Here is a 20,125-nt window from a genome sequence, read left to right as displayed (position 1 = left end):
TCAGAATTTAAAATTATATGTAAGTGCTGGTACAATCTGACCTATAATGGAAAGCCTGTAAGAATTAAGTACCCTTAAGGACTCTGAACTTCGGAAAAACACTGAATAGGCGTTTCTTCTACTATATACATTGTAAAGTGTCAGTGTCCAATCAGCCTCTACATTCTTTTTCTTTTTCAAAGAAGTTGCCATATGAAATGACAAATCTAATCGATGGTAATCAGGAATTCTATATTGATTACGATCTGAATAATTTGCAACTCTAATTCCATTAAAATCAAAAGTTGACTCAGGATATGTAATTGGTCTTCCAGTATTGTACTGGAAATTTGCAGAGATATCAAATCTTCTACTTAAATCAATGTTACCAAAAAAAGTAAGGTTATGAGGTTGGTCGAAATTAGTCGGAAATGGTCTTCCATTATTAATAGTCTGATCATTTGTTTCGCCATCCACAATGATCAATGACCTAGAATAGGTATAACTTAACCATCCTGTTAATTTTCCGGAATTTTTCTTTACATAGAATTCAGCTCCATATGCTATTCCTTTTCCTTGAACTAATTCATTCTCAATTTCATCATTAGCAAATAAATTTGCTCCATTTTTATATTCAATAAGATTATCAATATCTCTGTAATATAACTCAGCAGAAGTTTCAAAGTTATTGTAATCAAAATTTCGAAAATACCCTATGCTAAATTGATCAGCCACAGTTGGCAATATTTCTTGATTACTTAATTTCCAAATATCCACTGGGGTAACGGAAGCGGTATTAGATATCAAATGAATATATTGTCTCATTTTACTGTAACCAGCTTTTATAGAACTTTTTGAATTAATTCTATAATTTAAGGAAACTCTGGGTTCAAGACCTCCGAAGTTGGTGGATAGTGAATCCATTCCACCTGTATAATATGAATAACGAATTCCAACAGAGGCTGAAATATCGTTACTAAATTTAACCTCATCACTTAAATAAACGGCTGATTCAATAGCTTCTTCATTAGTTAAATCATTAACTATCAGTATAGAATTAATATCCTCATTATTAAATTTCCCTGGCTGAATATTATACAACACACTATTAAATCCAAATTCTATAAAATTATTATCAAAGCCTAAGTATTCAAATTCATAATTCAACTTATTATTTTCAATTTCAGAATACAATCCATAAGATATTTGATCTTCTGTTTCCTCATTAAGAGTATAATTATATTGGCTATAATTGTAGTTAAGCTTAGAACTCAAATTTTCGTTGATATTTTGATTCCATTGGATACTACCCACAATATTATTGTATTCATAACTCACGTCATTGCTTACTGTAAATTCATCTCTACTGGTATAAGCTGTTAAAAGTATTTTATTATTCTCATTAATTGAATGATCATATTTCAAACTCCAATCGCCAAAAAAAGTACTACTACGTTTTAAATCAAAATTATTAATAGAGTTAATTAGATAATTCGGATAAGCAACTCTAAAACCTGTCAGGATCGAGCTTTTATCTTTTATGATAGGTGTTTCAATATTAAATCTTGATGAAATGACTCCTACGCCACCGTTACCACTTACTTTTTGCTTACTACCGCTTTTCATCTCCATATTTAGCACTGATGAAATTCTACCTCCAAATCGGGCGGGTACGGCTCCTTTAAATAATTCAATAGAACCTAAATTATCAGCACTAAAAGCCGAGAATACGCCAAATAAATGAGAAGAATTATAAAGTGTGCCATTATCCAATAAAACCAAATTTTCCCCAACACCACTACCTCTCACATTAAAACCAGCCGATGCTTCTCCTGTAAGACTTACTCCAGGTAAAGAAGTTATACTTTTAATTACATCTGATTCTCCCAAAAAGGCTGGCATTCTTTCAATCTCCTCTAAAGTCATGCGCTCTACACCTGTAACAGTTTGAGAAATATTTTCATCCATTGCTTTTGCCGTAACCACTACCTCATTTAATTGTACAAAATCTTTATACAATTTAACATCTAAGCTACTCGATGAATTTAAAATTAAGGATATTTCAAAAGTACCAGTTTCTAATGATTGGAATTTTAGGGTATGAAAACCAACAGGTAATTTTAAATTATACTTACCATTGCTACTAGATACTGTTCCTTTATTTTCTTCTACAGAAAAAATAGTGATTCCTGGAAGAGATTCACCAGACTCAGCAGATTTGACTGTTCCATACAAAGTTGCTTCTGTAGTTTCAGCTTCAATATTCCCTAAAGTAATTACCTCCAATTTTTCGCTTGAAGATTCAGAATCAACTTCAATCTTCTTAGGACTATCTTTCAAAAAAATAAAATAGTTTGGTTCCCTAAACATTATAGAAATTCCTATTTCAGAAAAATAGTTCTTAAAAAATTCTCTGATTGGCATTTGGTTAGTATCCACAGTAAGATTTATATCTTTTAACCAATCATATTTATACCTAAATTCTATTCCGTGTTGCTTTTCTAATTCATTAAGTAAATCAATGGCAGGAACTTTATCTTTTGTTATAGATATTTTAACCTCATTAAGTTTTTGCGCATTTAATTGATTAAAAGCACAAAAAAGAAAAGCAAATAGAAAGAGATGTATAGTAATTTTTTTCAATAGCTTAAATTTTCCTGATAAAATAACTCCTATCAAACTATTCTCTATTGAAAACAATTTTCGTCTAAATAATATATAGTTGATAGCATTTTAAAAATAGGTATTTAATTCAAAATATTCAACTAATAAACAAATTGTTTATAAATAGAGTGGAAAAAGTTACTTTAACAACAAAGGCAACAAAATTAAATCTGTTAATAAGGCAAAAAGCATAGCCAAAGACAAGAATAGACCTAAGTAAAAGGTTGTTGCAAAGGAAGATAAAGTGAAGAGAATAAACCCTCCAACTATTAAAACTGAAGTTATCAAAATTGCCAAACCTGCTGATTTAAAAGTTTTGATAATACGCCAGATTGGACTTTTGGCCTTTTGCTTTTTATAGGCACCTAAGAAATGAATAGTATCATCTACTGCAATTCCAAAAGCTACTACAAAAATAATAGCAGTTGTTAATTTTAAAGGGACTCCCATAAAACCCATAATTCCAGCTGTGAATAGCAATGGAATGAAATTGGGAAACAGACTAATCAACAACATTTTAAATGACTTAAAATAAATAGCCAAAGCAATTGCTATCATAAAAACTGCCAATATCAATCCTTTCAAAAGCTCTAAGGAAAGACTTTCATTACTTTTATCTATCAAAAAAGTAGTCCCCGTAATTTGAGCTTTCAAAATATTCTCATTTATCTCATTATCAATAAATGATTCTAATTCTTGATTCCGGTTTTGCGTATCATCTGATCCCCACTCTGGAATAAACCCTGCAAACCGGCCATATTTTCTACTAGAATCCATCACTCCATCTGCTACTCCCCTATTGATTAATTGATTTCGAATGGATTTTTGTAGTTCAAAATCCTCCTTATTTGGAAATTCGTAAAATTGATTTGCTCCGCCTTTATCAATTTGGTTAGCGTATTTCACTATATCTAAAGGCGAAAGTAACTTCTCAATCCCAAAGGAATCTTTCAAATACAACTCGATTTTTAAAGCTTCTTTTAGAAAATTAAAATCAAAGATATCTTCCGATTCTTCCATAGTTAAAACTGCCATTTCCCAGGGTTTAGAACCGCCAAAAGATTTATCCAAATACTCAAAGTCATTTCTGACTTGAGAATCATCTGGTAAATCCTTTAGAAGATAGGCATCCGTTTTAAGCTGTAATAAACCAAAAATAGAAACGATTATGAGTGCAAAGTAAACTATAAATACTGCTCGTCTATTCTTGATTAAATTTACGGTCCATTGCTTGTAAGGCAATTTAATGCTTTGACTCCTGTAATTTCTTCTAATCAAAAGTGGGCCAAATAAGAAATTTACAAAAAAAGCTATCAAAACTCCTAAGCCTGCAAAAACACCTAATTCTTGGATGGGTTGAGTTGGCAAAATCAACAAACTAAAAAAACCTAAAGCTGTGGTAATGGAAGTCAAAAAGGTGGGCGAGAGCACCTTTTTTATAGCACCTTTTAATCTTTTTAAGAAATTCCTTTCTTCATTTTGCCGATAGGCATTGACTAAATGAATGGCATCAGAAGTAGAAACAAAAAGGATAATAGGCGGGATTAATACACTTAGAATACTTAATTCTATCTTCAGCATAGCCATAAATCCCAACAAATAAATCAAGGATGATATACTCATCAAAAGAGGCAATAGCATGATGTTAAAAGAGCGGAAAATAAACAGAAGCAAAATGATAGTTACGGCAATTCCTAGCCCTAAAAACACACTGAAATCCGAACGGATGTGATCGATAAAACTTTTCTGTGCAACTAATTTTCCTACTAATCGGAAATCCTTTATATCAGATTGCTTCAAACTCACTTTTAAAGAATTGAAAAAATCCTGCTCAGTTTGAGGTGACTTAAAATGTTTATGGTTGATCTGAATAATAAGTGAGGCTGCATCCTTTGAAATAAAATTGCTGTAAAGTGGATGCCTCATTATTCTAGAGCTATCACTGCTGAGTTTATCTGAATCTTGAGTATGCAGTAAAGGAATTGCTGTGATTCCATATGGAGATTTGATTAAATGCTTTAAATCAAAAACTGATTGAGTGCTAACTAATCCAGAAATAGTATTGAGCTCATTTTCCCACTCTTCTATTTTAGTTAAGAAATTAGTATCAAAAACAGTAGGCTGATGTTCAATGGCCACTAATAAGTAATCATTGTCATAACCGAATTTCTCCACATGCTTTTCAAAGAAAATTTTATCTTCATTATCATCCGCAAAGAATTTTTCAAATTCAAAAGCCACCGAAAGCTTAGGGAATTGAGCAATAAAAAAAGCAATGCTAATGAGCCAAACGGCATAAAGCATAAAGCGAAATTCCTTCTCATTAAAGTTATCGTAAAATTGTTTGGCTAATTTTTTCAATAGCGAATGAGGTTATAAATCCTAAAGTTAAATAAACGAATGTAACCAGCTGTTCGGATTGCCAATAAATTATGGTTTTCGGTTCGCAACTGTATGTTTAGCCAAAATTCTTTTAGATTCTTTTTTTACCTCTGGAGCTTTACGCATATCCCAAATGACTTTTCTAGCCTTCTTTCCTGCATCTTCTAAATCAATTATAGGACTGGGATAGTTTCTCCCTAGTTCAAAATTCAATTCCTTCTGCTCTATAAAGTTCAATTTCCAGGGTTCATGTATAAAAGCTGCAGGAAGATTTTTCAATTCTGGCACCCAAGTTTTAGTAAATACACCGTCTGGGTCATGTTCAATGGATTGTTTTACAGGATTATACATTCTGATAGTATTAATACCTGTCACACCAGCCTGCATTTGAAATTGAGGATAATGTATTCCTGGTTCGAAATCAAGAAATTGTTTTCCAAGATGCAATGAGCCTCTTTTCCAGGGTTGCCACAAATGATACACTAAAAATGAAACCAGCATAGCCCGCATCCTGAAATTGAGATAACCTGTTTCGATTACGCATCGCATGCAGGCATCAACCAACGGGAAGCCAGTTTCTCCTTTCTCCCAAGCTTCGTATAAAATATCATTTTCATTTTGGCGGATGCTATCATATCCCCTATTGATATTTTCAAATTCGTAGCGATCTTCCATTTCAAATTTTTGAATGAAATGACAATGCCATCGCAAGCGAGATCCAAAATTATTTAAAGCACTTTTGTTACCATGTTCTTTTGCACTAATCATGGATTGAAAAACCACTCGCATACTAATATTTCCATAAGCTAAATAAGGAGATAAGCGACTGCAGGATTTTCTTGCTTCAGCCGGCTTACTAATATTTTTATTATAACCAAAATGCCTGTCCGATAAAAAGCTGTTTAAATATTTATAGGCTTGGGCAGTCCCACCAGTTTGCGCAATACCTTTTTCTTTATAAATATTTAGTTCTTTAGAATCATTAATGAGTTTAATTCCAGGTAGTTCATTTAAATGAATGGTTTTTATATCATTAAGATCAATATTGATAATTGGCTTTGACATAAATTCATACCAGGATTTTGACCAATCCTGTCTATTTTTCCTACCCCTTTGTAAACCAAATTGCTGAAATTCTTGCCATTCTATATTTTGATTTTCACAAAAGAATTTGACTGCATTATCTCGCTCATAAGTTATTTTTAATCCAGTTTCCTCATGAGAGAATAAATAGTTAATATCAAACTTTTCTTGTACGGCTTTCAAAAAGTCAATGACTTCAGTATGAACTTGAATAAGTGACATTTCAAGTTGTGATAATTTACTTTGCATTTCTATTAAGGATTCAGCGATAAAATTCCAATGCCGATTGCTGAAATCAGAGGATGCTAATAAACTTGGTTCCCAAGCATAAAATATAATAGTTGGTAAACCGATATTTGATGCTTTTTGAAGTGGTGCATGGTCTTCCAGCCTTAAATCTCTTTTTAGCCAGACCAAGGCGATCGGTTTCTTGATTTCATTTGGGCTTGTCATAGGTTAAAGGAAAACCTAATGGAAGTCCCATTGTTTGGAATGGTTTATAAAAACTACTGTATAAAAAAAACCGATTTGATAAATAACTCATCAAATCGGTTTTACTTAATACTTACTACTTAAAACTCAATTATTTTCTTAAAAAATCTCTCAATACATACTGCAGAATACCTTTATTTTTATAGTATTCCACCTCAATTTGAGAATCTAGTCTAGCCAATACTTCAAACTTTACTTCCGTACCATCTGATTTTTTGGCTACTGCCGAGAGCTTTTTAGAAGGAGATAAGCCTTCACTTATTCCACTAATTGAAAATTTCTCAGAACCGTCCAAACCTAAGGATTCAGCGGTTTCTCCATCAGCATATTGCAATGGCAATACCCCCATCCCAACTAAATTGCTTCGGTGGATTCGTTCATAGCTCTCTGCTATTACTGCTTTAATTCCCAAGAGGTATGTACCTTTAGCGGCCCAGTCACGGGAAGAACCACTTCCATATTCCTTACCTCCTAAAACAACTAATTGAGTATTCTCTTCTTTGTATTTCTCAGCTGCGTCAAATACCGTCATTTCCTCGCCACTTGGGATATGCTTCGTATAACCGCCTTCTTTTTCAGCCAACTGATTCTTAATTCTCACATTCGCGAAAGTTCCTCGTGTCATCACTTCGTCATTTCCTCTTCTAGACCCATAGGAGTTAAAGTCTTTTTTCTCTACTCCCCTACCTTTTAGGTATTTACCGGCAGGGCTATCTTCCGCAAATGCTCCAGCTGGTGAAATATGGTCAGTAGTAATGGAATGACCTAGTTTTAATAAAACATGAGCTTCCTTAATATCTTCAAAGTCTTCTGCATCTGCACTTATCCCTTTGAAAAATGGAGCTTCTTTGATATAAGTACTTTTATCATCCCATTCATAATCTTCAGTTTCAGGCGCTGTCATGCTTCTCCATTGCTCATTACCATCGAAAATCTCGCCATAATTCTTTTTATAAGAATCAGGCGAAAGCACTTTTCGCATCACTTCAAAAATCTCATCTTGAGATGGCCATAAATCTTTCAGGTAAACTGGTTCTCCATTAACATCATAACTTAATGGATCATTATTTAAATCTATATCTACTCTACCTGCTATGGCATAAGCCACAACCAACATAGGAGACATCAAGAAATTCATCTTTACATCTGGGTGAACTCTGGCTTCAAAGTTTCTGTTTCCTGAAAGTACGGAAGATACCACTAAATCATTTTCTTTTACGGCTTTGGCAATATGCGGTGGCAAAGGACCTGAATTTCCAATACAAGAAGTACAACCATAACCTACCACATGGAATTTCAATGCTTCCAAATCATCTAATAAACCAGCAGCTTCCAGATAATCGGTTACCACCTTAGAACCCGGTGCTAAACTAGTTTTCACCCAAGGCTTCACATCAACACCTCTTTCTATAGCTTTTTGGGCAACCAATCCTGCGCCTAACATTACGCTTGGATTAGAAGTATTGGTACAACTCGTAATGGCGGCAATCACAATAGAACCATCACTTAAGCTAAACTCATCATTATGAGTCCTAATTTTTACTGTTTTCAAGCCATTGCTATCGCCTTCTTCAATAGCAACATCATCATCCACTTTTTCAGGTTGCTGAACGGGTTGAGAACCTCCTTCAGAATACCATCTGCTTACTGGTCTTTCAAAAACATCTATGTATTGGCGACCATGCTCCTCTTTAAGTAAATCTTTAAATTTATCTTCAAATTCCCTTACCAATATTTTATCCTGTGGTCTTTTTGGACCGGAAACTGTTGGCTCAACTGTACTTAAATCAAGTTCAAGGACTGTTGAGTAATTGATTTTATCTTCATTCTCCCTCCACAGCATATTGGATTTTGCATATTTCTCTACCAAATCAATTTGTTCTTGAGAACGATTGGTTTTATCCATGTAGGAAAGTGTTTGGTCGTCAATTGGGAAATAAGTAACTGTGCAACCAAACTCAGGCGACATATTGGAAATAGTAGCTCTATCAGGAATAGTTAATTTATCCAGACCTGGACCAAATACCTCCACAAACTTCCCTACCACTCCATGGCTTCTTAATAAATGCGTAATGGTTAAAACCAAATCCGTGGCAGTAGTACCCAATGGCAACTCTCCGGTTAACTTCAAACCGATTACTTCAGGCATGATGAAATAAATAGGCTGACCTAAAATTGCTGCTTCTGCTTCAATTCCGCCTACACCCCAGCCTACAACTCCAATTCCATTGACCATGGGAGTGTGAGAATCTGTACCGACTAATGTATCGGGAAATACGTATCCATCCCTGTCAATTACGCCTTTTGCTAGATATTCTAAGTTTACTTGGTGGCAAATTCCCATGCCTGGAGGGACAACAGAGAAATTATCAAAAGCTTTTTGAGCCCATTTCAAGAATTGATAACGCTCGCCATTTCTTTCATATTCTTTATCCACATTTTTTGCATAAGAATAATTGGTTCCAAAATAATCCACTTGAACTGAATGGTCAATCACCAAATCAACCGGAATCAATGGATTGATTTTTTTCGGATCTTTTCCTTTTCTAACTGCCTCTGCTCTTAAGGAAGCAATGTCCACAACTGCGGGAACTCCGGTAAAATCCTGCATCAAAACACGAGCAGGCTTATAAGGGATGTCTTTATCACTGGGTTCGGGTTTCCAATTGAGCAGGGTTTCTACATTTTCTTTGGTGATGGCAAAATCATCAAAGTTTCTTACCGCATTTTCCAATAGAATTCTAATGGAAAAAGGTAGTTTATCGATAGCATGACCTTGCTTTTGTAATTCCTCAAGGCTATAATATTTAAGCTTTCCTTTCTTACTGTCAAGCTCTTTTACAATTTTATATGGGTCTTTGTGCATGGTGAAAAAGTTTTAGTTCTAGTTTTGTAATTAGTAAATAGGTCAATTCAATATCAAACACATACTAAATATAGTTGCACAAGCGAGACGCTTGCGCAAGCAAAGTATAAATTAAAAAGGAGGAAGCTTTTTTTAAACCACCTCCTCTATTATACCTATATTTCAAGAAATTGTTACTCCAAGCTCACCACCAAATCATCTTGTTGCACCATATCACCTGATTTTAAGTGGACTTCTTTTACTTTACCTGCCCTTGGAGCCGTTATGGAAGACTCCATTTTCATGGCTTCAATTACAAATAATGCCGTGTTCTCAGTAACTTCATCTCCAGGCTTCACTTTGATAGATGCCAATTTTCCTTGAAGCGGTGCTCCAATTTCATTTTCACTTGAAATCTTTTTGTTGGTTACTTTATCGACCTTAGCAGCATTATCCTTTATTTGAATCCTTCTAGTTTGCCCATTTAATTCAAAAGAAACGGTTCTCAGCCCTTCTTCATTAGGTTCTGAGATATAAAGCAATTTGATGATAATGGTTTTTCCTTCGGATATTTCTACCAAAATCTCTTCCCCATTTTTCATACCATAGAAAAATGCTAAAGTCGGGATGTAGCCTACTTCACCAAATTTCTGTTGATGATTATAGAAATCTTCATATACTTTTGGGTAAAGTAAGTATGCCAATAAATCAGCTTCATCATCATGCCCGTCAAATTTCTTTTTGAAGGCTTCCATTTCCTTTTTGAAATCTATTGGCTCTAGGTGCTTATTTGGCTTATCGGTAAATGGCTTTTCACCTTTTAAAATGATTTTACTTAATTTTTCAGGGAAACCACCCACTGGCTGGCCTAATTCACCACGGAATAAATCTACCACTGAATCAGGGAATGAAAGTGTATGCCCTTTTTCAAAAATATCATCAGGTGTTAAATTATTAGAAGTCATATAAAGCGCCATATCTCCTACTACTTTAGAAGATGGTGTTACTTTTACCAAATCTCCAAACATATGGTTAACAAGAGCATAATTTTTCTTAACCGTTTCAAATTTATTGCCCAAGCCTAAAGCATTGGCTTGTGGACGTAAATTTGAATACTGTCCACCAGGGATTTCATTATCGTAAATCTCGGCAGTTCCGGCTTTTAAGCCAGATTCAAATGGATAATAATATTCTCTTACATATTCCCAATAAGTAGAATAATCATTTAATGAATTGATATTCAATTTCTGCTCGCGTTCATGCCCTTGCATGTAGCTGGCAACAGAATTGAAATTAGGCTGAGAAGTTAATCCTGACATGCTGCCCAATGCTACATCCACTACATCTACTCCAGCTTCAATAGCTTGCAAATAAGTAGCCGATTGCACAGATGATGTATCGTGGGTATGCAAATGAATCGGTAAATTGATTTCAGATTTCAATGCGGAAATCAATTCTTTTGCTGCATAAGGTTTCAATAAACCTGCCATATCTTTTATAGCAATAATATGCGCTCCTTCACCTTCAAGTTGCTTTGCAAAGTCTATATAGTAGTCAAGTGTGTATTTCTTTTGCTCAGGATCTAGAATATCACCAGTATAGCAAATGGCTGCTTCCGCAATGGAATTCGTTCTTTCCCTTACTGTTTTGATGCTGACTTTCATTGCCTCCAACCAGTTGAGAGAATCAAAAATCCTGAAAATATCTATTCCCGTTTCAGCAGATTTCTCTATAAATCTTTCAATCAAATTGTCAGGATAGGCTTTATATCCCACAGCATTCGAGCCTCTCAGCAACATTTGCAGTAAAACATTAGGCATTGCCCTTCTGAACTTCGCTAAACGCTCCCACGGATTTTCATGTAAAAAGCGCATGCAAACATCAAATGTGGCACCTCCCCAAACTTCCATAGAGAAAATTTCAGGATTATTTTTGGCATAGCCTTCTGCTACTTTCATCATATCCAGACCACGCATTCGAGTTGCCAATAAAGACTGATGTGCATCTCTAAAAGTAGTATCCGTGTAGTGGATAGCCTTTTCCTTTTTCAACCATTCAGCAAATTTCTCTGGACCAAGTTCAGTAAGAATATTTTTTGTCCCTTTAGGATAGGTTCCGTATTTATCATAATCAGGGATGCTTGGATGACGGAAAGTTTTATTAGCTTCTTTCACTTTAACATCAGGATGTCCATTTACACTTACATCCGCTAAAAACCGAAGTGTTTTTGTCCCTCTATCGAACTTTTGCGTGATGATAAATAAGTCTGGATTCTCATCTATAAATTTAACTGTACATTCCCCATTATAAAAAGTAGGATGAGAAATTACATTTTCTAAGAATCCGATATTGGTTTTCACCCCTCTAATTCGGAATTCACGTAATGCCCTATTTAATCTTTGTGCTGCCCCTTTCAACGTCCTACCATGAGAGGAAACTTTCACTAGCATGGAATCAAAGAAAGGTGAAATATTAACTCCTGCATAGGAGCTACCTTCATCTATTCTGATACCAAAACCTCCAGCATTTCTGTAGGCTATGATAGTTCCATAATCTGGTTTAAATCCATTTTCAGGGTCCTCAGTCGTAATTCTACATTGAATAGCAAAACCATTGCATGTCACATCTTCCTGACTTTGAATATAAATTCTAGGGTCGTCTAATGCATGGCCTTTTGCAATTAAAATTTGAGATCTTACAATATCAACTCCTGTAATTTCTTCTGTAATGGTATGTTCTACTTGAATTCTTGGATTTACCTCAATAAAGAAGATATTCTCGTCTTTATCCACCAAAAATTCAACTGTACCAACATTATTGTAATTTACCTCTCGTGTTATGGCTAAAGCATATTCATAAAGCTTATTTCGTGTTGCTTCAGAGAGATTTGCAGATGGCGCGACCTCTACTACCTTTTGAAATCTTCTTTGTACCGAGCAATCTCGCTCGTACAAATGAACAATATTACCATAATTATCACCCATGATTTGCACCTCTATGTGCTTAGGATGGTCAATATATTTCTCCAAGAAAATAGTATCATCACCAAAAGCATTTCCTGCTTCACTTTTAGAATCTGAGAAAGCGGTTTTTAATTGGTCTTTATTTTGGACAACCCGCATCCCACGGCCCCCACCACCGGCAGCAGCTTTCACCATAATCGGATAGCCAATTCTTTCCGCCTCTTGCAAAGCGGTTTCCGTATCTACCAAATCAATTTTACTATCTTCAATGATTGGTACATTGGCTTTTATAGCGATATCTTTAGCTCTTACTTTATCACCTAAAGCATTCATTACCTCAGGCTCAGGACCTACGAAAATGATTCCTTCCTCTTTACATCTTCTGGCTAATTTTACATTTTCTGAAAGGAATCCATAACCTGGGTGAATGGCATCCACGCCTTTATGCTTGGCAAGTTTGATGATTTCTTCAATATCCAAATAAGGTTTAAGCGGATCATCATCTTTCCCAATTTGATAAGCTTCATCTGATTTATATCTATGGAGTGAATAGCGATCTTCGTAAGTATAAACGGCTACCGTTCGAATTCGAAGTTCCGATGCAGCACGGAGCACACGTATTGCAATTTCACCTCTGTTCGCTACTAATAGTTTATTTATTTCAAATAATTTCGTTGTCATATCGATGTTTTGTATTGTCTTTATTTAAGCTTTTTTATTAAGGATGCTGAATTTAAAAAGGTATTCTGAAAAAGGGAAAGAAATTGAAGGGAAATTAAGTATTTAAGTCAATATAGAAGTAATTCCTAATAAAATATTCCCGCAGCAAGTCAAAAGTCTTAATCAGTTCATTTTGAAAATTAAATTTCAAAAAAGTAATGAGCCTAACCTTCAAGACCTTCATTCTGTTGTTCTAAATCCTCCTAACTTTCCTATATTTGCCACAAATTACAAGCAATGCAAAAATTGAATAATAGATATACCATTACTGCGGCATTACCTTATGCCAATGAGACCTTTACATATTGGACATATAGCAGGCGCTTATTTGCCGGCTGATATTTTCGTGCGCTACTTAAGATTGCGCAAAAAAGAAGTGGCTTTTATGTGTGGAAGTGATGAGCACGGTGCTGCCATCACCATTCGAGCTAAGAAAGAAGGCATTACGCCCAATGCCATTATTGATAAATACCACGAACTCAATAAAAAGACTTTTGAAAAATTCGGGATTGCTTTTGATATGTATCATAGGACATCAGAACCTTCTCATCATGAGCTTTCACAAGAATTTTTTACCAAACTTTATGAGAAAGGTGAGTTTGAGGAGCGAGAAAGTGAACAATATTACGATGAAGAATTCAATCAGTTTTTAGCTGATAGATATATCACAGGAACTTGCCCAAAATGTAATAATCCTGGAGCTTATGGCGATCAATGTGAAAAATGTGGAAGTTCTTTGAACCCTACCGATTTGATTAATCCGGTTTCTACCCTGAGTGGAAAAACACCTATATTAAAGAAAACGACCCACTGGTTTCTGCCATTAGACAAATATCAGGAATGGATGGAAAAATGGTTGGTTGAAGGCAAAAAAGGAAAATGGAAATCAAATGTTTACGGACAATGTAGTTCTTGGCTAAATCAAGGTTTGCAAGCCAGAGCCATGACACGAGATTTGGACTGGGGAGTTGATGTACCACTTAAAGGAGCTGAAGGAAAGAAATTATATGTTTGGTTAGATGCTCCAATCGGATACATTTCTGCCACAAAACAATGGGCAAAAGATACTGGGAACGATTGGGAGAAATTCTGGAAGAAACAAGCTGATCCAAAAGATGACAGCACCTTAATTCATTTTATTGGTAAAGATAATATTGTATTTCACTGCATTATCTTCCCAGTGATTTTGCATGCGCATGGTGATTATATTTTACCGGAAAACGTACCTGCCAATGAGTTCTTGAATCTGGAAGGGGATAAATTATCTACTAGTAGAAACTGGGCGGTTTGGTTGCATGAGTATTTGGAAGCATTCCCAGGCAAAGAGGATGTTTTGAGATATGCTTTAGCTGCTACTCTACCAGAAACAAAAGACAGTGAATTCACTTGGAAAGATTTTCAAACTCGCAATAATAGTGAGTTAGTGGCTATTTTCGGTAATTTCATCAACAGAGCCGTAGTATTGACGCATAAATATTATGATGGAAAAGTACCAGAAAGAGGCGAATGGTTTGATTACGACCAAGAAATTCTGGATGAATTGAAAGGTTATCCCGACCTGATTGAAGAGAAAATCGTAAATTATAAATTTAGAGAAGCATTAGCGCACATGATGGAATTTGCCCGTTTGGGAAATAAGTACTTAGCAGAAACTGAGCCTTGGAAACTGCAAAAAGAAAATCCAGAAAGGGTTAAAACTATTATGAATCTGGCTTTACAGATTGCTGCTAATTTGAGTATAGTTTGTGAGCCATTCTTGCCATTTACGGCAACTAAGCTGAGGAAGATGTTGAACATTGAAGCTTATGAATGGGATTTGGCAGGAAGTGCTGATTTACTGGAAGCCGGACATCAGATCAACAAAGCAGAATTATTATTTGAAAAAATTGAAGACAATACAGTGGAAGAGCAAGTAAATAAATTAGAAGAAGCTAAAAAAGCCAATGCTGGCGGAAGTCCTAATGTAGAACCCATGAAAGAGGAAATTAAGTTTGATGATTTCATGAAAATGGATTTAAGAGTCGGTACTATTTTGGAAGCTGAGAAAGTAAAAAAATCAAACAAGCTTCTTAAGCTTACCATTGATACTGGAATAGATAAACGTACTATTTTAAGTGGAATAGCAAAGCATTTCAAAGCAGAAGAAGTAGTAGGAAAGCAAGTAACTATTTTAGTGAACTTAGCACCTCGACCTATGATGGGAGAAGTTTCTGAAGGTATGGTTTTAATGGCAGAAGATTCGGAAGGGAATTTGCAGTTTGTGCAGCCGGGAGCGGAAGTAAATCCTGGAAGTACGATTGCTTGATAGTACTGGGTACAAAGAACAAGGTACAAAGATTTTGGAGTATGAATTATTGAACTTAAGGGCTATAGTTTTAAGTTATAAGTATTAAGTATTCAGTTTTTTTACTCAAAACTAGATACCAAAATAGATTTTGTATTTTAGATAAAAAACTATGATTTCAAAAGTTAAGCTTAAAGAACATATAGATAAATTTCCTGAAGACTAAATTTCTATAGATGATCTAATTGACAGACTTGAATCCATAGAAAAACTGTAGTACAGAATCTCTTTATCAGAAGAAGGAGCCACAACTTTATCAGAGGAACAAATGAAAGTCGAGATTGAAAACTATCCTAGTTAATTACTAGATACTAGCTTCTCGATACTAAATACTAATAAATGACTTTTAAGGAATTAGAACATAAAATCAAGCAATACCAATCAGAAGGGAAGAAGTATTTCACTACTTCTTCTTTTCAGTCTCATAGTTTGGTACTGTTACATATGCTAAGCAAGATAGATTCAGATATTCCTGTTTATTTTATTAATACTGGTTATCATTTCCCTGATACTGTTGCTTTTCGGGATAAAATCATGGCTGATTTTGGCTTGAATAATTTAGTAGACTTAAAGCCTTTGACTCCAAAAAATATGCAGCGAGATGCAAACGGAAAAATGTTCTTCACCTCTGACCCTGACTATTGCTGCTATCTCAATAAAACTCAACCGATGGATGCAGTATTAATGCAACATGATATTTGGATCAATGGTGTACGTGCAGATCAAAGCAAAACCCGCTCTGCCATGAAAGAAGAGCAAGCTGCTCCTCATGGTTCTATCCGATTACACCCTATGTTGGATTGGAATTCCAAGATGATTCATGATTACAGAAAAGAACATCAATTACCTGATCATCCACTTGAAGCTAAAGGCTATTTCAGTATCGGCTGCGAACCTTGCACCCGGAAATTTGATTTGGATATGCAAGAGCGAGAAAGCCGTTGGTATGGAATGAATAAGACTGAATGTGGCTTACATACTGATTTAGTTAAATAAAAAATAGAATTATTTTTTTCTAATTATAATCATTAATTTATCATCTTGTCCATTAAAAATACACAATTAAAAACTAATTACTGTAGCTACATCTAAATCTTACAGGGGTGATATTTATTATGTATGCATAACTTTCTGAATAAATTTAGTGCATTTAATAATTTTTGGGCTACTTTATAATATAGCACAGGAGGTAAACTGAAATTCTGGATTCCTACATATAATTATTTTTATTAAGAGTTCATCTATGAAATCATGAAGTTGATTTTAACATTCCATAAGTTCATAGATTTATAAATAAATATTCGCAATATTTAAAAGCTCTATAATTTTCAAACGTATATGTTTTATCCTAAAACTAACACTATACCTATGTCTTGTACTTTTTGAAGTGAAAAACAAACTGATATCTTTGTAACAAGCCTTAAATTTGCACTCTAACTATTGGTAAAATAAGCTATGGAGGCTAGGAAATTATGTGGAAAAAGGTATTATCCATTTTTATAATTATTTTATTTACTGTGATCTCTACAGGTCATGGGCAGCAATCTACTTTTGATTTGCGAAAAAAAGACTTGAATAAAGAAATTGCATTTCTTCAAGGCAGTTGGCAATTCGAATATGGAAAACTACTTACCTCACAAGAAATGAGGGATTTGGATTCTGCTGTTTTTACGGAAGTTCCCCACACTTGGACAGGAATGGAGTTCAGAGGAAAGGAGCTCCCTTCTACTGGATATGCCACATACTACGCTAAAATAATTATCGATCCAAAATATAAAAACCTAGCGATTAATGGAAAGATTCAAAGTACTAATTACAAGATTTTCATTAATGGAAAAGAAATTGGAGAGGTAGGTAAACTAGGTACTTCTGTGGAAACAGCCAAGCCAGATTATCGCAATAAAATATACCGGATACCTAATTCAGATACATTAGATGTGGTTATTCAAATTTCAAATTTCCATTACCGTAAAGGCGGAATGTCTAGACCACCTGAAATAGGAGAAAATGACCTACTACTTGAGGACAGAGGACAAAATATATCATTATCATTCTTCTTAATTGGCTCCATATTCTTTATGGGCTTATATCATTTAGGTTCTAACCTTTTTAGAACTAGAAATAAAATGAATACTTATTTTGCACTAGTTTGCTTATTTACAATTCTCAGAGCTTTAAGTGTAAATGAATATTTATTAATTGACTATTTAAATTTTCCGTGGTGGCTAAGCACTAGAATAGAATTAATCAGCTTTTACCTTATTTTTGCTTTTACTATTCGTTTTATATACTATCTTTTTCCAGAAGATATACCTAAATTTTTTGCTAATATTCCTTATTATATAGGAGTATCAGCGACCATCATTACACTTTTCACTCCTATTGTTTATAATTCTAACTTAGTGCCAATTATGCAAATTGTGACTGTAATAACAGGAACAGCAATATTGTATTATATTTTTAAAGGAAGTTTAACAGGAGATAAAGAATTAATAATAGCACTTATTGGTTTTATTTTGCTTTTTACTGTTACTGTAATCGAAATACTTATCCATCAATCTCATATTGTTGGTGATATGGTTTTTGCTTTGGGTATATTCTTTTATTTATTTAGTCATGTGATTATATTGGCCAATCGACAAAATCAAACCTATATTAAAAATCAGGATTTGAGTCTGGCACTGCAACAATCAAATCAGCGATTAGAAAAGACCGTAGATGAAAGAACAAAAGAACTAAATGAGCGAAATAAAGAATTAATTCAAAACAATGAAGAGTTAAAAAAAATACATGATGAAAAGAATGGATTAATACATGTATTAGCTCATGATCTGAAATCACCTCTAAATAATAATAAAGGATTGATTCAATTAGTAAAAATGCCTAATAATCTGACTGACGATCAAAAAGATTATTTAGATAAATTAGAAAAATCTAATCAGCAGGGGGTTCAATTAATTGAGGATTTATTACAACTTTATAGAATTGAATCTCAACAAAAGGCTGAAATAGAGAAAATAGACATCCAATTTTATTTTGACGAACTGATTCAGAAATATGAAGATACCGCCAAACTGAAAAGTATAAAGATTGAGAAAGAAATTAATGTAGAAAACAATGCATTTAATACTGATCCTGACAAGTTGCAACGCATAATGGATAACCTCCTATCAAATGCCTTGAAATTCTCTTATGAAAACAGTACTGTATATCTTAAAGCAGTACAAAAAGGAAATGAGCTTCAAATAGAAATAAAAGATGAGGGAATGGGGATTTTGAAGGAGGAACAGCCAAAAATATTTCAAAAATTCCAGAAAATGAGTAATAAACCAACAGCCGGGGAAAGCACCTCAGGTCTTGGTTTATCCATAGTGAAGACACTAGTGGAGCAATTGGAGGGTACTATTGAATTTGAAAGTGCTCCAAGAAAAGGAACTACTTTTAAAGTTAACTTAGCAGACCTGAAATCTAATCATTGAATTTTCGACTCCACTAAAATCAATTGTTCCTTTTCAGTATCATTTGGTGAAAGTAAAAAGTATATTTTGCCATCGTAAATCTGTGGAATCATTCTTTTGGTAGTCCCCACCAGATTATTTCCACCGATCTTAAATGTGTTTAAAGATTTTTTCGCTAAATCTAATACTCCCAATTTGAATTCCAGTGTTTCATAACCCTCTGGTGGATTTTCATTATCATAACGTTGGTAGGAAAAGTAAATCAAAGAATCTCCTCTTACTACATCCCTCCCAATTTGAGTAATCTGATCATTGATTTTGGAATCGAAAGGACTATTTTCAAAGTAATAAATCTGTTCGTTAAAATCATCTAGTTTAAATCTATATGAATTCTGCAAACTTCCAGTTACATCATATTGTCTAAGTCGTGGCACACCAACCGAATTTAATGTAAAAACCATTTTCTTATCCAGCATATAATTGTAAAACTTACTGAGAACGATGCCACCTCTATGATAGCTTTCTGGAAAATCACCAAAGGACTTTAAAGCATTTCCAGTATTACGATATACTCCAATTGTTTTAGTATTCTGAAATAAGGATTGTAAAGATTTATAGCCATCCATCTCTTGATTGATGATAAAATTACCTTCTTCTGTAATCTCAAAAAATTCTCTTCCTTCCGCATTAGAACCCTTATTGGGCTGTTCAATAGTTATTTTTTGGACAAAATCTCCATCTATAGTGAATTGATATACCTTATAAATACTCTTGTAAAAAAGGTAAATATAACCCTTGTGGAAAATGTAATCATGTAATGATATATTAGGTAGGCGTGTCCCACTTATAAAATCATTATCCCAAATAATTAATCGAGCTGTTTTGAGATTATACATAAACAAATCCTGATATGCCCCATCCATAGTGAATAAAAGACTGTCACCATATAGTTTAGGATTTAAAGCCGATAGCGCTATACTTTGATTTTTAATTTCAATCGTATCAGTAAAAACTATATCTTGATTTTTTATAAAAGTTTCATGAATTACCTTTTCACTTGAGCAGCCTATGAATACTAAAATTAAAGAAAGAAATATAATCCTCATATTAGTCCCAATATTGTAATAATATTTAAACTATTAAAATCGTTTATAACAATTTTTCAGTTGAACACTCATTATATTAAAATCATTAA

At 34.1% G+C, this 20,125-nt stretch carries 8 protein-coding genes and 1 pseudogene; 3 read left to right on the top strand and 6 right to left on the bottom strand.

Translation table 11 applies throughout. From position 1 onward, the window contains the following. From ABWH96_RS09085 to ABWH96_RS09065, 5 genes are all read right to left on the bottom strand, one after another. Window positions 1-2,622 carry a TonB-dependent receptor domain-containing protein gene (locus ABWH96_RS09085; protein ID WP_375581138.1) on the bottom strand — a complete coding sequence of 874 codons (2,622 nt, stop codon included), beginning with the start codon at window positions 2,620-2,622 and terminating at the stop codon, window positions 1-3. Between the two features lie 159 nt (window positions 2,623-2,781). Continuing rightward, on the bottom strand, window positions 2,782-5,004 hold the full coding sequence (locus ABWH96_RS09080; RefSeq protein ID WP_375581137.1) for an RND family transporter: 2,223 nt from the start codon (window positions 5,002-5,004) through the stop codon (window positions 2,782-2,784). A gap of 69 nt (window positions 5,005-5,073) precedes the next feature. After that, window positions 5,074-6,561, bottom strand: a complete 1,488-nt coding sequence (locus ABWH96_RS09075; RefSeq protein WP_375581136.1) for a deoxyribodipyrimidine photo-lyase/cryptochrome family protein — start codon at window positions 6,559-6,561, stop codon at window positions 5,074-5,076. Between the two features lie 130 nt (window positions 6,562-6,691). Further along, complete coding sequence (gene acnA / locus ABWH96_RS09070; RefSeq protein ID WP_375581135.1) at window positions 6,692-9,466, bottom strand: aconitate hydratase AcnA; 2,775 nt, start codon at window positions 9,464-9,466, stop codon at window positions 6,692-6,694. 173 nt (window positions 9,467-9,639) lie between these two features. Then, the gene (locus ABWH96_RS09065) at window positions 9,640-13,089 is read right to left on the bottom strand and encodes a pyruvate carboxylase (RefSeq protein WP_375581134.1); all 3,450 of its coding nucleotides are present in this window, start codon (window positions 13,087-13,089) and stop codon (window positions 9,640-9,642) included. Window positions 13,090-13,365: 276 nt separating this feature from the next. Here ABWH96_RS09065 and metG point away from each other — a divergent pair. The 3 genes and pseudogenes from metG (at window position 13,366) to ABWH96_RS09050 (ending at window position 18,951) form a co-directional block, all read left to right on the top strand. Next, window positions 13,366-15,433: pseudogene (gene metG, locus ABWH96_RS09060) on the top strand (methionine--tRNA ligase). A gap of 378 nt (window positions 15,434-15,811) precedes the next feature. Continuing rightward, a complete protein-coding gene (locus ABWH96_RS09055) occupies window positions 15,812-16,468 on the top strand; it encodes a phosphoadenylyl-sulfate reductase (protein ID WP_375581133.1) in 657 nt (218 codons plus the stop codon). A gap of 476 nt (window positions 16,469-16,944) precedes the next feature. Next, window positions 16,945-18,951, top strand: coding sequence for an ATP-binding protein (locus ABWH96_RS09050; RefSeq protein ID WP_375581132.1), 2,007 nt, complete (start codon window positions 16,945-16,947; stop codon window positions 18,949-18,951). On the opposite strand, the gene ABWH96_RS09045 is transcribed toward ABWH96_RS09050, so the two are convergent. Beyond that, a complete protein-coding gene (locus ABWH96_RS09045) occupies window positions 18,945-20,036 on the bottom strand; it encodes a hypothetical protein (RefSeq protein WP_375581131.1) in 1,092 nt (363 codons plus the stop codon). The two genes, ABWH96_RS09050 and ABWH96_RS09045, sit on opposite strands and share 7 nt — an antisense overlap. Window positions 20,037-20,125 lie beyond the last annotated feature (89 nt).

This window comes from Marivirga tractuosa (assembly GCF_042140215.1).
GTDB lineage: Bacteria > Bacteroidota > Bacteroidia > Cytophagales > Cyclobacteriaceae > Marivirga > Marivirga tractuosa_A.
The sequence above is the reverse complement of the archived record's forward strand: the minus strand, read 5'-3'. Positions and strand labels throughout refer to the sequence as shown.

Excerpts from the sequence above, each read along its gene's own strand:
- ABWH96_RS09065 (WP_375581134.1), bottom strand. The coding sequence starts at position 13,089 with ATGACAACGAAATTATTTGAAATAAATAAACTATTAGTAGCGAACAGA.
- acnA (WP_375581135.1), bottom strand. The coding sequence starts at position 9,466 with ATGCACAAAGACCCATATAAAATTGTAAAAGAGCTTGACAGTAAGAAA.
- ABWH96_RS09055 (WP_375581133.1), top strand. The coding sequence starts at position 15,812 with ATGACTTTTAAGGAATTAGAACATAAAATCAAGCAATACCAATCAGAA.
- ABWH96_RS09045 (WP_375581131.1), bottom strand. The coding sequence starts at position 20,036 with ATGAGGATTATATTTCTTTCTTTAATTTTAGTATTCATAGGCTGCTCA.
- ABWH96_RS09050 (WP_375581132.1), top strand. The coding sequence starts at position 16,945 with ATGTGGAAAAAGGTATTATCCATTTTTATAATTATTTTATTTACTGTG.
- ABWH96_RS09075 (WP_375581136.1), bottom strand. The coding sequence starts at position 6,561 with ATGACAAGCCCAAATGAAATCAAGAAACCGATCGCCTTGGTCTGGCTA.